Origin of the sequence: Psychrobacillus sp. BM2 (genome assembly GCF_048572895.1) — a bacterium.
Classification (GTDB): domain Bacteria; phylum Bacillota; class Bacilli; order Bacillales_A; family Planococcaceae; genus Psychrobacillus.
The window spans coordinates 2,142,759-2,158,596 of sequence record NZ_CP183878.1 but is presented as its reverse complement, the minus strand read 5'-3'; the positions used below and the strand labels follow the sequence as shown (position 1 = coordinate 2,158,596).

Here is a 15,838-nt window from a genome sequence, read left to right as displayed (position 1 = left end):
TCGTTTATGCATTTAGATATCTACAACAAAAAGACTCAAGTAAAAAATTTTACTTGAGTTAATATTTGGGCATTAATATTGCATATCACTCAGGCCAGGGCTGTGTTCATTTGGCATTTCTGGCATCAATGGAACCGGAAAGCCAGCTGGTGGATTTGTAACCGTTAGTTCACCATGGTTACGACTAGGGCTCGTCCCATGAATAATTTCAGCAATTCTAGTTGGATCTAATCGGAAGTTAAATGTTGAATTGTGATACCCCATGTCTATATACTTTCTGCATTCTGGATATTTGTTAATATCATAATTCGGAACAGGGAACAATTTGCCCCATTGCACTCCAAGTGTTTCCAAGGCTTTGGCGAATGCATTTTGATGTGAGTTGTCTCTTACTATGAGGAACGCAAGGGTTTCTCGGAATGTCTTGTTGGAGCTCATTTCATATATTCGAGTTTTTTGCAGTACACCAGTAGACTCTAGTACAAGATTGTCGAGTAAATCTCCTATTAAGTTTCCGTGACTGTAAACCCAGGATCCATTCCAGGGATTCCCGGCTGCATCGACTGGTAAAGAAGCTTGAGCGCCCATAATGTAATGATGTGGATTGGCATGCTTTGTTGCAACGTCCAGTGGAGCACCATTTATACCTGCATTCCCTGCTGCAGAAGTGTCACCAGAACCATTTAATAATTGGTTAATTGAATTTTGTACTAATTCCACATGTGCAATTTCCTCCAGAAATCTTCCTCTAAGTAAATCCCTGAATTGAGTTTCCTTTCCTCTAAAGTTAGAGCTTTGAAAAAAATACTGCATCATAGTTCGCATTTCACCATAATGTCCGCCTAAGATTTCTTGCAAAACCTTTGCAGCAGCTGGATCTGGTTGGTCTGGTACTATTTGGTTTAATAATTCTTCTTAATAATAATACATTCCTCATCCTCATTTCATTAATTATTCGGTCCTAGTATTTGAAACATAATTATCTTTATACATTAATTTTAGTAGAGGTTTTCATTTGTGAAGTCAACGGAAGATTATTAAAATGAAAGAAAGGGAATAGTCTTAGGGAAAGTGAAAGGGGCGTGCTATATGTGATTTATTTGAAGATTTTATTTCAAATTTTAGTGATCTCGGGCTTCATCTTTTTTGTGAGCGGTCGTTTGATGGGCTCGCAGATCAACTTTGTAAAACGTATTATGGCAGTTGTGATTAGTGTATTTTTTACTTCTTTTGTTTACTGGTACGCCTATCTACGTGGAACAAATTTCTTATCGGAAAGTTTTGTATATACGTATATGGATGTCAACACTATTATATGGATCGGAAGTATGCTGTTAATATCCATGTTACTTTACCTTTTCTTTGAACTATTTGATCCAATGGCAATTGGAGAAAAGGGGCAAAGAGTATCTGGCAACAAATCATTATGGATACGCCTACGCAATCAATGGCGTGGTCAAAGAAGATTGCGACAGGTTGTTCAAATTGCGATGAAAAATGGTATTTCTCGGACGATTAAATATTCAAAGTTCAAGGAAAGTGAGCGAGAACTAGCCAAAGCTTTAAAAGATACATTAGAGCAATCTGGTGGTGTTTTTGTGAAGTTTGGTCAAGTTCTTTCTACAAGAGGGGATATATTACCTGCTGCTTTTGTAAAGGAATTAGAATCTCTTCAGCAGCATGTGAAGCCTTTAACTAATGAACAAGTAAATTCTATTTTGGCGTCTTACTTGCCCTATAAAATGGAAGATATGTTCGTTGAATTCGATTTGACACCTATTGCCTCGGCATCGATAGGTCAAGTACATAAAGCAATTCTTCGCTCAAACAATAAAGAAGTAGTAGTGAAAATTTTACGACCGGATATAAAAGATATGATGCGTGATGATTTAAATATATTAGTAGACTTTGCTACATGGTTCTCTGATAAATCTACTTGGGCTGAAAAGTTAGGGTTTCGTGAGCTTGCAATTGGCTTTGCGGATAACTTAAGAGATGAAGTTGATTTTGAGATTGAAATGCGAAATGCTCTCCAAGTAACTACTGCTTTAAAAGATAGTTCATATACAGTGAAAATACCTTATATCTATACGGACCTAAGCAATGATCATTTGATCGTTTTTGAATATGTTCATGGACAAAGTGTAGCAAATGGAGATACACTTTTTCATTCGCTCGGTGTGGATAGAGAACAGTTTGCAAGGACGGTCCTATATTCATTTTTTGATCAATTACTGTATTCCGGAATATTCCATGCAGATCCACATCCAGGAAATATCTTTATAGACGATGTTGATGGAACACCTATTTTCTTAGATTTTGGAGCGGTTGGTCGCTTAGCTGGGCCTCAGCAGGAGGGGATGAAGTTATTTTTATTGGGTATTCAACATAATGATTCGGATATTCTATATGATGCACTTTCTCTACTCGTTGAGGAAGTAGATCATATTGACCGCGAAAAATTGGAACATGCGATGGCACAATTAATATTAAGAATCTCCTATATTTCGCATATTCCAACGGAGGAATTGATTCAAGCATTTTTTGAAGTAGTCCATAAATTCGGTTTGTCCTTCTATCCATCGGTAGGAATTGCACTAAGAGCCATAGTCACACTCGACGGCACTTTACACATGATTAAAAATGATTTTGATATTTTTAATGAAGCAAAAGAATATTCTACTAAATATATGGCATCGTTATGGAGAAAACCATTTAAGGAACCAAAGAAAACCTTTGAACGCCTGGAAGAGGAACTTGCATTACTCTTACCTACCATCCGTAAAATACCAAGACGAGTGGATCATCTCATTCAGCGGGTGGAAAGTGGAAAAATAACGTTACATCATGATATTTTCTCCGATAAAAGTAATTCTATGTTTGTCACGCAATTATTTTCTCGTTTCGTCCTATTAATGGTAGGTATTACATTTGGAATTATATCGGCTGCATTATTAGCGATAGGTCAATTTATAGAGGCAGAATTTGCAATCTATTTGAACACGGCTGCGTATGTTGGATTATTTTTATGTGCAGTATTATTAGTACGATTGTCTATACAGGCGATACGACTGATGAAAAGCGATAGGTAACTTAAAATATAAAGACACAAACCTCTATTTCATTTTGAAGTGGAGGTTTGTGCCATGAAGTTCCGAATTATTTAGCTGACAAAGCAGGATGCTCCCAGTAGCTATCTGCAACTGCTGAAAGATTTGCTGGATTAAAATTATTAAAGTTTATTTTATTTAACGTTTCTCGACTCATTAGTACTATCATTACATCTCCAATCTCCACATTCCCGTAACGATCTGTGAGAGGAGCTTGTACTATTAAGGTAGCTTGATTAACATGTTCTTGGGATTTCATCGCTTTCATAAATTCTACTGTATTGTACAAAAAGGATTGTTTTGCGGATTTTGCGGATTTAATACTTTCTTCCAATGCTATTGTTTCGACTACACCACTTTCAAATCTAGAAGATAGAACTGCTCTTTCTTTCTCTAAATTCGTTGTTCCGAAATTCTTCATAATTATTTCTGCGGCAATTACTTCTGGTTCCTTCTGGTTTTGTGTCATTTTTTCTTTTAGCTCTTCTTTCTCCATTTGTTTATAAAACGGTGAAGCAGCTACTTCCATTTTATCTATTTCTGCATTCCCCGAATGGCTGACTATATTTTCAATAATTCCAATTCCTAAGATTAAAATGATCAAAATAAACCACCAGCTTTGATAAAAATGTTGCTGCGTATCATCTGCCACAGTAAATCTCCTTCCGTCATGAAAACGTATCTATTAACATATGCATACTAGAAAGTAAAATATGTATGGAACCTTCTAATGGTCCAGGATTACTAAAGTTGAATATTATAGGGATAATAATTACAATGGAAAAGATAATATTTACGAGAAGGAGTCGGTATAATTGTATAGAACTGTAAATGATTTTATAACAGATTGGTCAGTTGCAGCGGAGGGAACACTACGAGTGCTAGAGTCATTATCTGATGAAAAACTAGACCAAGCAATCGTAGAGGGACATAGTACTCTTGGTTGGCTTGGCTGGCATCTTGCAACAAGTCCAGCTTTTTTCGCAGGATTAGTAGGCTTAAATGTTAAAAGGGAGGAGAAAAAAGGCCAAATTAAAGTTATTGATATTGTGGAAGCATATAAAGAAATCGTTGAAGCTGTAAAGAACGAGGCAAAAAGCAATTTAACAGATGAGAAATTGGTTGAGAAGATTGAAAGCTTCGCAGGCGAAACAACTAGGGGAGCTTTGCTACGCGGACTTATCGACCATCAGACCCATCACCGTGGCCAAATGACAGTTCTTCTACGTCAAGCTGGACTACCGGTGCCAGGAGTAATGGGACCAACAAGAGAAGAGCAACAAGGTTAATCGAATACCATAAAAAGTGTCTGTAAAGGAAATTATATTTTACAGACACTTTTTAAGAGGTGAGTCACAGTGGTAATAGATGATGCAGTAGAAGTAATTGTAAATAGTCTTCGGATGGATAAAAGAATTCAGGCAATTTTTTTAAAAGGCTCAATGGGAAGAGGAGAACAGGATGAGCATTCGGATATAGATTTGTATTGTTTAGTGAATGAAGAAGATGAGGAAGATTTTCTTCTAAGTAGACTCCAACACTTAAAATCATATAAACAATTGTTGTTTTATGACGAAATTTTTATCGTGGCACCACAAATTCTTGCAGTCTATGAAAATTTAGTGCATGTAGACCTGTTTACAGTGACAGAAAATACATATATCGAAAAGGATTTTATAAAAGTTCTTTATGACCCAAACTGTAAAATGGAGAAATACAAGCAGTCTCAAAACCTAAATTTATCCGAACAAGAGTTTCAGGACGCAGTCGATGATGTTGCATGGTTTCTTTTCCAATATAAGAAATCATCTGCACGAGGCAATGATCTATGGTCGGTTAGTATGCTTCACCAAGTTATGACGCATCTAGCAAGAGTTTTACTACTTCGATATAATCCGGAAAGGGCACAATTAGGATTGAAAACATTGCAGACTTCGCTTCCTCAAGAAATCAATCATACAATCAATAAAGTTTACGATCATATAACACCCCTAAAACACCAACAAGCAGTATTGCTTATATGTGAATTGCTATCCAAAGAAACTGATTGGGTTTTCTCTGAAATAATTGACCCTAGTAAGATTAAACCTTTGTGGGATCGAATGATTTCCTTCTATACAAAAGGATCCCACGCTAAATTCGTTGAAGATTGTTATGATAGATGAGTGGGTTATTTTATGAAAAAGAGGTTACACTTTGATGGAAGAATACAAACAATCTATCCTAGCGATGCATGAGAAAATGCCATGAGTATCAACGATAAATGTATGGATGCGTTAATATAGCCCAGTGGAAAAATGATTTGAAGAAAGAGATGTGCATCTAATCGGTGTACATCTTTTGTATTTAGGGAGGGGATAGAGATGAAAATTAGCCAAAAAGAATATAATGTGAACGGAGTACACTACACTTTAAGATCGGCTATTAATAATGATGCAAAAGAATTGTGGGAAATCAGGTTACAGATTGATGGAGAAACGCAAAATCTTGATAGGGAAAAGGGCGAAGCATACATAGATACACATAATTCGAGGAAATAATCAAAACAGATAAAGCATCAATGAATAATCTTTTTTAGTAGCAGCTATTAATGATAATATTGTCGGATTTTCAAGATGTGAAGAAAATGATTTAAAAAGATACGCCAATAAAGTAGAGTTTGGAGTTTGTGTTCTTAAAGATTATTGGGGTAGGTATTGGAACAAAGCTATTAAAAAAATCTATTATTGGGCTGATTCAAACGGTATTAAAAAAATAACGTTGAATGTTTTGGAAACCAATGAAAAAGCAATATATCTCTATAAAAAATTTGGTTTTAAAAAAGAAGGTATTTTAGAAAAGACAAAAGTTTATCAGATGGTCGATATTACAACACCGTGGTTATGGGAAGATTAAATATGGAATGAGATGTAATTATTTTTATAGGGGAGAGAGAAACAGTTTGAAAACAAAGCCTGATACCTCACTGCCACTGACATCAGGCTTTGTTTCTTGCTTTAACTTATATGTTCCGTTGTACGTAAAAAATCCTTCTAGATAAAGCGATCTAAGAAATCTAGCATTTTGCCATAAACTAATATTTCATTTTGCTTTTTCGAAAAGCCATGGCCTTCATCAGGTAGAACTATATATTCCACATCTCTACCTTGTTCCTTTAAAGCTGCGACAATTTGGTCAGACTCTTTTTGGACAACCCGAGGATCATTAGCCCCTTGAATAACTAGCATAGGTTTTGTCATCCCATCTAAATAAGTAATGGGGGAATCTTCTATAAATTTATCTTTATCTTTAACTGGATCACCTACCCATTGAATCATGAAAGACTTCCAAAACTCGGGCACAGAATCTACGAAGGTAAATAGATTACTTGGACCAAATATATCTACGACTGCCTTGAAATACTCTGCATGGCGACCGTGCAGTAAAAGAGACATATAGCCTCCATAGCTGCCACCTAGGAGCAGGATTTTATCTCTGTCAACATAACCTTCTTTGATCAACCATTCTAATCCTTCCAAATTATCTAGACGTGGCCCATGTCCCCAGTCTCCTTCTACTAATTTCATAAACTTTAGGCCATAGTTTGAAGAACCACGGAAGTTTGGAGCGAAAATGGAATACCCTCTATTGAGTAGGAATTGGAACATCGAGCGAAACCATTTTCTTTCCAAGGATTGAGGACCACCATGTGGCCATAGAATGACATGACCATTGGAATATTCTTCTTTTGCTTTGAAAAGTAGGGCTTCAATTTCTAGGCCATCAAAAGAAGGATAAGTTAAAACAGTAGGTTCTACCAGCATTTCTTCTGGAACCCCTGGTACACGGAATTGAGTTAACTCTTCCCATGAATCGCCATTATTTTTTGAAACAAAGACATTATTTGGTCTTGTAGAAGTCCGTCCTTGAATATATAGATTACCAGAAGGCATTACGATTACTTTTTCTACGACACTTGTTGGTGCTTGGACTTCTTTAAGTTCTTCGTTTTTTAAATGGTATTCATAAAGGCGATCTTCTACTCCGTATGAACCAACTAAATAGAGGATTTGGTCTTTCTTAGAAAAATGTGTACTTGAAAAATCCTCTTTATCGATTTCTAAAACTTTTTTAAATTCCTTCGCATCTATGTCGAACTTAGCTAAATAGGTCAAATCTGAATTATAGTTTGTTAAAAAGTAAATTTCTGATTCTGAAGTGTATAGTACCTCCGAAACCGTATGCTGTTCTTCTGTCTCTGGAGTCAATAAAATAGTCTCATCACCGATATGAACATAGGCTAAAGAGTAAGTATTTCCAAATTGTTTACCTGAAACAAAAGATTTTTCATCTGGGGAGACAGCCTCTATAGAGGTAGGAGCAGTACTGCCTTCTAGTAAAAGTTTATCCTCCCCAGTTTCAATATCATATATATAATTATTAAGAAACTTTGCATTTCCTGCTGTTGTGGAATAGTAAAGACGTTTTCCATCTTTCGTCAAGTAGTTGAAGAAATGTCGTTCTCCTTCATTGCTACGTAGTGAGACCAGTTTTCCACCCTGAGGAGAAAGAGCATAAATTTGTGTGTTTTCATCTCCGTCTTTATCAAAGCCAGCAACCATAAATTCGCCAGTTTTTGCGTATGTTAAAAAATCTACACTCTGATTATTAAACGTAAGTGGATAAGGAAACTGATTAGGCAAATCCATTCCCCATATATTAAAGTGACCGGTCAGATTTGTACTAATTACAAGCTGTTTTTCATCAGGACTTACAGTGAAATTTTCCACAGTTAATGTTTGAAAAAATTGTTCCACATCAGGCTTATCAAATTTGACCATTTAAATTCCCCAATTCTATTAAGATATTTATATTCTACCATAAAATTTGACCAGTTTTGGAGATTTTAACTAAATATTAAATATTATCAAAATATTTAATAACCAGCATGAAGTTGTGGTTATCTTTGAGCAACTTATAAATCTTTCGTTTAATTTCTTTATTTAATTTGGCTTATTGCGAACTGTATTGAAAATGGGTTGCCCTTTGTTATTTCCTATATAGAAAACACAAGACGAAGAGGTCCTTCTTGTGTTTTCTGTACTTGATCTTTCTAGACTGGTATATTTTTTCTCAAATTTCTGGTCTTACCCATAGTTTAGAAAAGTCTACATAGCCGAAATGTTTCATATTGACATTCATCAAATCGGCAGAGAAGGGGATTTGCCGTTTCGAATAGAACAAAGGAACCAAAATTGAATCTTCAATAAGTGTTTTTTCTATAGTTAAGTTTAATGATGTCCAATCCTGAAATGGTGTTTGGGCATACACATCTATATAATCTTTTACTTTTGGATTCCTTTTTAGAATTTCAGCTAACGATGAATAACCATTTTGCAGAAAAGAGAAAAAGGAAAAGTTTTGATTCATCTCAAATACTTCTCCGTGTACAAAAAGGTCGACCTGTTCATTGTCAGGAGTATTAATAATTGAATCTTTGAATGAAACCCATTTTATTACTACAGGGATGTCTTCTTTTTCTAATATACTCTTTAACCATAAAGTTGTATTTTCTGTATAATTTACTATTTTTAAAACAAGCGGTTCCGAAAAATCTGGTCTTTTCACTTGTGGTACCAAATAAGGTTTGCTGTGCCCGATTAGACAGCCTAGATGGTTTGGGGAGTACCGACTATCGACTAGATTTATTTCATGGCGATATTTGGAAATTACATAGTTTATATAATCGCGCACTTCCTTTTGCTGGATAGCTGTGTTTCTGAATGTATTCATCAGCACTACACCGAAGCCCGAATCACTTTCTACACGAAACGTCTGGTCGTCTTTTTCAAGTGTTGAGGAACGATATACGACGTCAAAATCTTTTGGTACTTGGACAAGTTCCACTACATCTAGTAACGCTCTTTCTGCGTAATAGTCTTTAAAAGCTAGTAAAACTGTTTTCTGTTCATTATTCTCTTGGATGTAAAAACTGCCTGTTCCGTATAAATGATTTTCGGTTTCTATATAAATACTTGCGTTAATCGAACCAAGCATATGTAAAAAATAACTGCACTCACTAGAAAAGTGAACATCTATTACCAGAGAAGCTGCAACGACTATTTCTTTTACCGGTTTCCACAAATTTTGATAATAGGTATGATTGCGCAGTTTATCTAAACAGTTAACAACAGCATTTGCTGTTAAAACAGATCCGTCATGAAACTTAATATCTTTCTTCAAATAAATTCGAATCCTATTCTTTTGTAAGTCCCAGCTATGTGCAAGTTCAGGTGAAACCAATCCATGTTCATCGACTGATACTAAACGATTAAAGATTGTTGCCACGATATTGGCGCTATGTACATCCGCTGCTTCTAAAGGATGCATCGTCAAAAAAGGATTTTTTCTTGGAACAATTAGCTTGTCTTTTGTACTTTGAACGTAGCCAAACTTGGAGCGAAATTTTTCCATCAATCGTAATTTACTATCAGTTGACCAATCCCATAATAAATATTTACTGCTAATTTCTATTGGTTTCTCATCAATTATCTTCGTGAGTCTATCTTCTAAAATAGTTTCCACATTTTTTAACCATTGGAGATTTGAAACATTCCCCCTCCCACGACCAGAAGTAAATGTTAACCAACCATCGAAAGACCATTTATGTATATATCGTGCTGTTTGTTTGGGACTTAGTTGAAGTAAATCAGCTATTTCACTCTGTTTGATAGGCCCAGATGGGATATCTTTCCATAAAGCTAGCAAGTATTTATCCATTATCTATTGAACTCTCTTCCTTAAAAGTGGACGAAATTTTAAAAACTGTCTATTTAATAATTTCGAAGTCTACTTTAATATACATATGACAGAGGAGGTTGACAACATGGCCTGGAAAAACTACCCACAAAATATTAAAGTTCGCTTAATCACATCTTTTTTTAATCGAGCGGTATCATCTGCAGTGATGCCATTCATGGCATTATTTTTTGCTCAAGAAATGAGCAAAGTATGGGCAGGGATCTTTTTAATATGTACTGTATTTATTAGCTTTTTTGTAAATTTAATCGGAGGATACATTTCTGACCGTTTTCCAAGGAAACGTGTACTGGTACTTACTTCATTTATAAGTGCTTTAATGTTTTTCGTGATGACGATTAGTTTATTGCCAAAAGAGAATATCATATGGCTTTTTGCCTTAGCCTATGTCTCTTATATTATTGCAAGTAGTCTCGGTCGTCCGGCTATGCATGCCATAATTATTGACTCTACTACGCCTGAAAACAGAAAAGAAGTGTATGCGCTCGATTATTGGCTGGTAAATTTATCGATGGCAATCGGTGCTGCTCTTGGTGGTTTGTTGTATATCAATCACCAAATTGAATTATTTGCCTTGCTAACGTTTACATCTCTAAGTCTACCGATTGCTTATAAAATTTGGTTGATAGATGAACATACAAAGAAAATGGAAAAGAAACATAAGAATGTTTTTGTTGATTTGGTTCAAAACTACAAAGTAGCATTTCAGGATCGACCGTTTACTAAAGTAGTGATAGGTTCCATGCTGATCTTTGCAGCGGAGTTTACATTGAATAGTTACATAGGTGTTCGCTTAGCGGAAACATTTAAAATCGTACATATAGGAGACTTTGAGGTTGCAGGCGTACGAATGTTAAGTATTCTTAATATCGAGAATATGCTGCTCGTTGTATGCTTTACATTTTTGATAAATAGATTTACAGATCGCTTCAGCAAGAAAAAGGTTTTGTTAAGTGGTTTAATCATTTATAGTGTTGGCTATATTACCGTCACTTCCGCAAATACATGGTATATATTGATTTTGTTCAATTTTATAGCAACGATCGGTGAACTAATATATTCTCCTGTTCGAAATGCAGAAGAGGCAAATATGATTCCAGCAGATAAGCGAGGTTCCTATTCTGCGTTCTCGAATTTTTCCTTTAGCGGTGCTGATTTAATCGCTCGTACTTCTATTATAATAGGTGCTTTTTTAATACCAACGATGATGTCAGTATATATCGGCATTATATTAATGATCGGGACTGTCTTACTGTACACAGGACTATTCTTTAGAAGGGCACGTCATTGATTTTGAGAACGATAAAATACAAAAAGGCTACACTCAAAAATATTACGCATTTCATGAATAACAAAACGGCAGAAGAAAGGTCATCCTTTTCTCCTGCCGTTTTTTTATAGTTTGGTTGATCGATTGTACTATTCTTCATATAATTAGAACACCATATGAAACACTACACTGAGAAGATACCCTGTTAAGACAAACGTTACTAATGTCCTGGTCGGCACTACTCGGATATTATGTAAAATAAATTCTTTTACACTCGTTAGAGCAATCAACCCAATGGAGATACCTAAAAGAACACTTTGTGCCTTCATGTTCAGATGTATATGATTGCCAATCCAAATAAAAAAACTAAAGCAGATAGATAAACCAATAAAACAAAGGAATAAGCCTATCATTTTCTGTCCTTGTGCGATAAATATTGATGTGATGGCAAATCCTTCGGGAATATGATGCAAAATGGTGGAGGTTGTAATGGAGAGTGCGAAGGAAGAATTCCCAAGCAAGTTCCCAATAGTTAAGCTTAATGGAATGGTATGAATGAAGAGAGCGATAGTTAGCAAATAGACAGAAGATTTATGTTGGTTGGAGGAATGGAGTGATTTGTTCACAAGTAGTAAAAACATATAACCAATAAGTATACCAAAAGCGATACCTGCTGAATTGTAAAAATGGAATGCCGCTGGAATTATATCAAGTGCCAGTAAACCTACTAAGAATCCTCCGCATAAAAGAGCCAAACCTACGTCGGAACGATGAAATATTTTAGCTACTAACCAAGCAATTACTGCCCCTATATTTACACTAAAGAATAGAAATCCCCCAAGAAATAATGCACTCAAATTTTATCATTCCCTCCTCTAAAATAAATTGGAACTAAAAATACAAAATATGGAAGTAAATTATGCTGATTATTTCTCTTTTTTTTTCATAAAAGTTTCCTGCGAGTAGGATTGAATAGTGTTCATTCGGTTAACCTATACATACCGAAGATTCTCTTTACTGGAGGTTTGTATATGATGAATATAAAAGAGAAACCGGATTTTCCTAGGTTGATGGATGAACTTAAAGACCAACTGAATCCTTCTTTTGATGTTATGCAAATACCTTTACAACTAGAAGAAGAAGTAGCCTTTCTTCTTTATTTAAAAACGACAGTAGATGCAGATAAATTACAAAATGTTATTATTAAGCCATTTTTCGAAATGCGATCAGTACAGAATTACGAAGCTTATATACAATCGTCACCCGATCTATTAGATATTAAATCGGAAGACAAAATTCCGCTCGAACTTACAAAGGGAAGTGTGTTAATAGCAGTTCAACAACATTTTTTTCTAATAGATGTGAAGAAAGTAAACACAAGTGCTGTACAGCAGACACTGATGGAGCCAACTGTATATGGACCCCAACAAGCATTAAGCGAGGACATTCTTACCAACTTGAATATCATTCGACACCGGTATAAAGAGCCCACTCTAAAAATTGAAATCCTAGAGTTAAAAGATAAAACACATAATGATATAGCTATTATTTATGATGACAAAACAGTAAAGCCAGCTATATTAAAAACTATTCGGAAGAGACTAAAAGAATTAGACTCACCACTTATTCAATCCTCAGGTGAGCTCCAACTTTACTTGAATGGAAAGAGATTTACGCTATTTCCGACATTAATGTTAACAGAAAGACCTGACCGTATTTGTTATAACTTGGATGCAGGTAAAGTTATATTGATGATGGACGGAAGTCCCCATGCATTAATTGCACCAGTCGTCTTTTTTGATTTCATGGTGTCCATGGAAGATAACTATCATTTATTTTGGATTACTTCGTTTACGCTGGTGCTTCGATATTTTGGATTAATAACCTGTTTAGTTTTACCAGCATTGTATGTTGCTATCACTTCCTATAATCCAGACATTTTTAGAACAGAGTTGGCATTAACTGTTGCCGGCAGTAGGATTGGAGTGCCTTACCCATCTTTTATAGAAGTATTATTTATGCTTATATTTATGGAACTTTTAACGGAAGCGAGTATTAGACTACCTAAAGCAATTAGTGCCACGGCTACTACTGTTGGTGGTTTAATATTAGGAACCGCGGCTACAGAGGCGGCATTGACCTCGAATATAATGATTATTATCGTGTCGGCAGTAGCCATTTCTAGTTTTGTGATTCCTATAAACGAGATGAGTTTTTCAATTAGATTTTGCAGGTACATTCTATTAGCTTTTACGACATTTTTTGGCACGGTTGGTTTTATACTTGGCTTTTTAGGAATTCTTATGTTTTTGATTAACAAAGAAAGTTTTGGTGAACCTTATTTAAAAATGTATTGGAAGAGTAGAAGGAGTGAAAAAGGGGTGAAGAGTGAATGAGTCGCTTTCTTTTTTATTTTATTTTTATCACGATGTTTTCCAATATCATTGCCTCCGTTCCCAAAATTCTTTTATTTGAAAGCAAAAAAGGGGCAATTCCATCTATGATTGCTGGTGTTATTATTGGAACCATACTTGTATATATAATAGTAAAGTTATTCAATTCTTTTCCTGGTAAAAACTTGCCGGAAATGTTGAAGGCCCACACTCCAAAATGGTTTGCTTACCCGGTGCTTTTTTACCTTTTTTTATGTTGGTTTACTGCGGGACTGATTACCCTTATTACGTATGTATTTTTATTTATTACTTTTTTCTCGCCAGAAACGTCCATTGTTACTACGACATTTGCGTTCGTACTAGTTATATCATTTGGAGTATTGATGAAATCTAGAAGTATGTTATATATGGCAGAAATCGTAATCGTTTTATTTGTGCCTCTAATTTTCTTTCTATTAATAAAATTTTATATTAACCCTAAATTAGACTGGGATTTTATAAAGGTTTCTATGATGCATGCAAATCATCTTCCATCCTATAGTGCTTTTGGTGCCTCGCTTTATATTTTTGTAGGGATTACGGATTTGGTTATTTTTAATAAGCTTTTTACAAAAAAGCATAAAATGGGATGGAAACAATTCCTTATTATTGGATTTACAGGAACGGTTGTTTTATTTACGACTTATTTTGTTCCAATTGGGTATAACGGGTTTGAGAAAATTGCAGAGCTTACCTTTCCATGGGTATTCACGAGCGATTCAATTCGTATGAAATACGGTCCAATAGAACGAGTTATTTTTATTTTTATCCTATCTTTCTTCGGTATAGCATTTGTAAGTTTATTATTACATTGGCATGTTGCTCTTAAATTATTAGAGAGCATTTTTGAATTTAAACGTTTGAAATGGAAAGGTAAAATGCTGACACCATATATTTTCGTTATTATATTTGGGGTAATATCTTTAGTTTTAACGAGAAAATTGACACAGTACCAACTGTTTATCTTTTCAAATTATTTCTATGAATCTTTGCCTATATTTTTTACCGTATTAATAATTTCTTTAGTTATAGTGAAAAGGAGTGCAAAATTATGAAGCATCGATTCCGAAATTTTAAAGTAATCGTTGTTGCAGCTGTTTACTTTTCATCTGTTTCTATATTGGCGGGATGTGGATTTAAAGATATTGATAAGCGGGTTTTTGTAACAGGTATTGGTGTAGATCCAGCGGAAAAGGAGGAAGGGGGATATAAAGTAACATTAAAATTATCATTACCTGTCGCTTCTATTAAATCATCAACTGGACCTACTTATGAATATCTAGTTTACGAAGGGGAAACGCTTGCAGAAGCAATTCGAATTTTGGAAACACATACAGACAAAGTATTAGAATTTGGGCATGCCAAAATTATCGTTATTAACGAGGACTTACTACAAGATAACGTAAAGGATTTTATGGATTACTTTATAAGACGGAGTGATGTTCAGTTGATAGCCTGGGTAGCAGCCGCTAAAACGTCCGCAGAGTCTATTTTGCGAGTGGAACCTGCAGCTGAATCGGCTGTATCATCTACTCTCGTCAACTTTTTTGGTGGGAGTGGAACAGACAGTCCTTTTATCACCTCCACATTCCTTTATGAATTTAGAAGAAATATGTTGTCGGATGGGATTGATGCAGTATTGCCGCTTGTAGAGGCAACTGAAGATAAGAAAGAGTTGATTGTCAATAAATCCTTGGTTGTTAAAGAAAAATCTAAACCGTTCGAATTATCTTCGGAGCAATCAAAGTATTATAATACTCTTCTAAATGGAATGAGTGGATTTAGTTATAAAGCAGAATCAGAGGATCTAATATTCGTTATTAATATGGAAAAAACAAATGTACAATATAAAGTTTTAATGGATAATGGACAGCCCACTTCCATCAAGATGGACGTAAAAATGATCGGTGTAATTGGTCAATCCAATAAAAATCTCTTTTTAAAAGATCTAAATAAGTATGACAAGATAGCTTCCAAGGCACTGAAAAAAAAGATTGAAGAATTTCTCACTGCAGTTCAAGAAAAAGATCTAGATCCTATGGGTTTCGGTTTAAAGTATAGAACTATGAAGCTATATGACAAAAACACGATTTCCGAATGGCAAAAATTATATCCGACTTTACCGTTGGATGTGAGCGTTAAAGTATCACTTAAAGGCACAGGAGCAATTGAATAAAGGAACGAAGAAACCTCTTTCGATTATTAAAGAGGTTTTTCAATTCATCAGA

General features: G+C 35.0%; 12 protein-coding genes and 1 pseudogene. 8 read left to right on the top strand and 5 right to left on the bottom strand.

Going from position 1 to position 15,838, the window contains the following annotated elements; all coding sequences use genetic code 11:
* Positions 1 to 72 precede the first annotated feature (72 nt).
* On the bottom strand, positions 73 to 897 hold the full coding sequence (locus ACN6MX_RS10440) for a manganese catalase family protein (RefSeq protein WP_419962602.1): 825 nt from the start codon (positions 895 to 897) through the stop codon (positions 73 to 75).
* A 194-nt stretch (positions 898 to 1,091) separates the two neighbouring features.
* On the opposite strand from ACN6MX_RS10440, the gene ACN6MX_RS10435 reads away from it, so the two are divergent.
* Positions 1,092 to 3,092 (top strand): ABC1 kinase family protein, encoded by a 2,001-nt coding sequence (locus ACN6MX_RS10435; RefSeq protein ID WP_419958865.1) that lies wholly within the window; start codon positions 1,092 to 1,094, stop codon positions 3,090 to 3,092.
* A gap of 67 nt (positions 3,093 to 3,159) precedes the next feature.
* Here the strand turns inward: ACN6MX_RS10435 and ACN6MX_RS10430 are convergent, their stop codons facing one another.
* Positions 3,160 to 3,762, bottom strand: coding sequence for a hypothetical protein (locus ACN6MX_RS10430; RefSeq protein WP_419958864.1), 603 nt, complete (start codon positions 3,760 to 3,762; stop codon positions 3,160 to 3,162).
* A gap of 163 nt (positions 3,763 to 3,925) precedes the next feature.
* Between ACN6MX_RS10430 and ACN6MX_RS10425 the strand changes: the two genes are divergently transcribed.
* The 3 genes and pseudogenes from ACN6MX_RS10425 to ACN6MX_RS10415 all read left to right on the top strand — a co-directional run bounded on the left by ACN6MX_RS10425 (position 3,926) and on the right by ACN6MX_RS10415 (position 6,016).
* Positions 3,926 to 4,399 carry a DinB family protein gene (locus ACN6MX_RS10425; protein WP_419958863.1) on the top strand — a complete coding sequence of 158 codons (474 nt, stop codon included), beginning with the start codon at positions 3,926 to 3,928 and terminating at the stop codon, positions 4,397 to 4,399.
* A gap of 69 nt (positions 4,400 to 4,468) precedes the next feature.
* Positions 4,469 to 5,275 carry a nucleotidyltransferase domain-containing protein gene (locus ACN6MX_RS10420; protein WP_419958862.1) on the top strand — a complete coding sequence of 269 codons (807 nt, stop codon included), beginning with the start codon at positions 4,469 to 4,471 and terminating at the stop codon, positions 5,273 to 5,275.
* A gap of 198 nt (positions 5,276 to 5,473) precedes the next feature.
* Positions 5,474 to 6,016: pseudogene (locus ACN6MX_RS10415) on the top strand (GNAT family N-acetyltransferase).
* Between the two features lie 126 nt (positions 6,017 to 6,142).
* On the opposite strand, the gene ACN6MX_RS10410 reads toward ACN6MX_RS10415, so the two are convergent.
* Both ACN6MX_RS10410 and ACN6MX_RS10405 read right to left on the bottom strand, forming a co-directional pair.
* The gene (locus ACN6MX_RS10410) at positions 6,143 to 7,930 is read right to left on the bottom strand and encodes a S9 family peptidase (protein ID WP_419958861.1); all 1,788 of its coding nucleotides are present in this window, start codon (positions 7,928 to 7,930) and stop codon (positions 6,143 to 6,145) included.
* A 292-nt stretch (positions 7,931 to 8,222) separates the two neighbouring features.
* A complete protein-coding gene (locus tag ACN6MX_RS10405) occupies positions 8,223 to 9,869 on the bottom strand; it encodes an ABC transporter substrate-binding protein (RefSeq protein ID WP_419958860.1) in 1,647 nt (548 codons plus the stop codon).
* Between the two features lie 106 nt (positions 9,870 to 9,975).
* Here ACN6MX_RS10405 and ACN6MX_RS10400 point away from each other — a divergent pair, with 106 nt between their 5' ends.
* Positions 9,976 to 11,199 (top strand): MDR family MFS transporter, encoded by a 1,224-nt coding sequence (locus ACN6MX_RS10400; protein ID WP_419958859.1) that lies wholly within the window; start codon positions 9,976 to 9,978, stop codon positions 11,197 to 11,199.
* 143 nt (positions 11,200 to 11,342) lie between these two features.
* Here ACN6MX_RS10400 and ACN6MX_RS10395 read toward each other — a convergent pair whose 3' ends face one another.
* On the bottom strand, positions 11,343 to 12,035 hold the full coding sequence (locus tag ACN6MX_RS10395) for a zinc transporter family protein (RefSeq protein ID WP_419958858.1): 693 nt from the start codon (positions 12,033 to 12,035) through the stop codon (positions 11,343 to 11,345).
* A gap of 174 nt (positions 12,036 to 12,209) precedes the next feature.
* On the opposite strand from ACN6MX_RS10395, the gene ACN6MX_RS10390 reads away from it, so the two are divergent.
* The 3 genes from ACN6MX_RS10390 to ACN6MX_RS10380 are packed head-to-tail and all read left to right on the top strand — an operon-like array spanning position 12,210 to position 15,786.
* Positions 12,210 to 13,574 (top strand): spore germination protein, encoded by a 1,365-nt coding sequence (locus tag ACN6MX_RS10390; protein ID WP_419958857.1) that lies wholly within the window; start codon positions 12,210 to 12,212, stop codon positions 13,572 to 13,574.
* Complete coding sequence (locus ACN6MX_RS10385) at positions 13,571 to 14,665, top strand: GerAB/ArcD/ProY family transporter (protein ID WP_419958856.1); 1,095 nt, start codon at positions 13,571 to 13,573, stop codon at positions 14,663 to 14,665. Before ACN6MX_RS10390 ends, ACN6MX_RS10385 begins: the two co-directional genes overlap by 4 nt.
* Positions 14,662 to 15,786: a Ger(x)C family spore germination protein gene (locus ACN6MX_RS10380; RefSeq protein ID WP_419958855.1), complete on the top strand. Its 1,125-nt coding sequence runs from the start codon at positions 14,662 to 14,664 to the stop codon at positions 15,784 to 15,786. Before ACN6MX_RS10385 ends, ACN6MX_RS10380 begins: the two co-directional genes overlap by 4 nt.
* Positions 15,787 to 15,838 lie beyond the last annotated feature (52 nt).

Excerpts from the sequence above, each read along its gene's own strand:
- ACN6MX_RS10385 (WP_419958856.1), top strand. The coding sequence starts at position 13,571 with ATGAGTCGCTTTCTTTTTTATTTTATTTTTATCACGATGTTTTCCAAT.
- ACN6MX_RS10390 (WP_419958857.1), top strand. The coding sequence starts at position 12,210 with ATGATGAATATAAAAGAGAAACCGGATTTTCCTAGGTTGATGGATGAA.
- ACN6MX_RS10400 (WP_419958859.1), top strand. The coding sequence starts at position 9,976 with ATGGCCTGGAAAAACTACCCACAAAATATTAAAGTTCGCTTAATCACA.
- ACN6MX_RS10380 (WP_419958855.1), top strand. The coding sequence starts at position 14,662 with ATGAAGCATCGATTCCGAAATTTTAAAGTAATCGTTGTTGCAGCTGTT.
- ACN6MX_RS10405 (WP_419958860.1), bottom strand. The coding sequence starts at position 9,869 with ATGGATAAATACTTGCTAGCTTTATGGAAAGATATCCCATCTGGGCCT.
- ACN6MX_RS10410 (WP_419958861.1), bottom strand. The coding sequence starts at position 7,930 with ATGGTCAAATTTGATAAGCCTGATGTGGAACAATTTTTTCAAACATTA.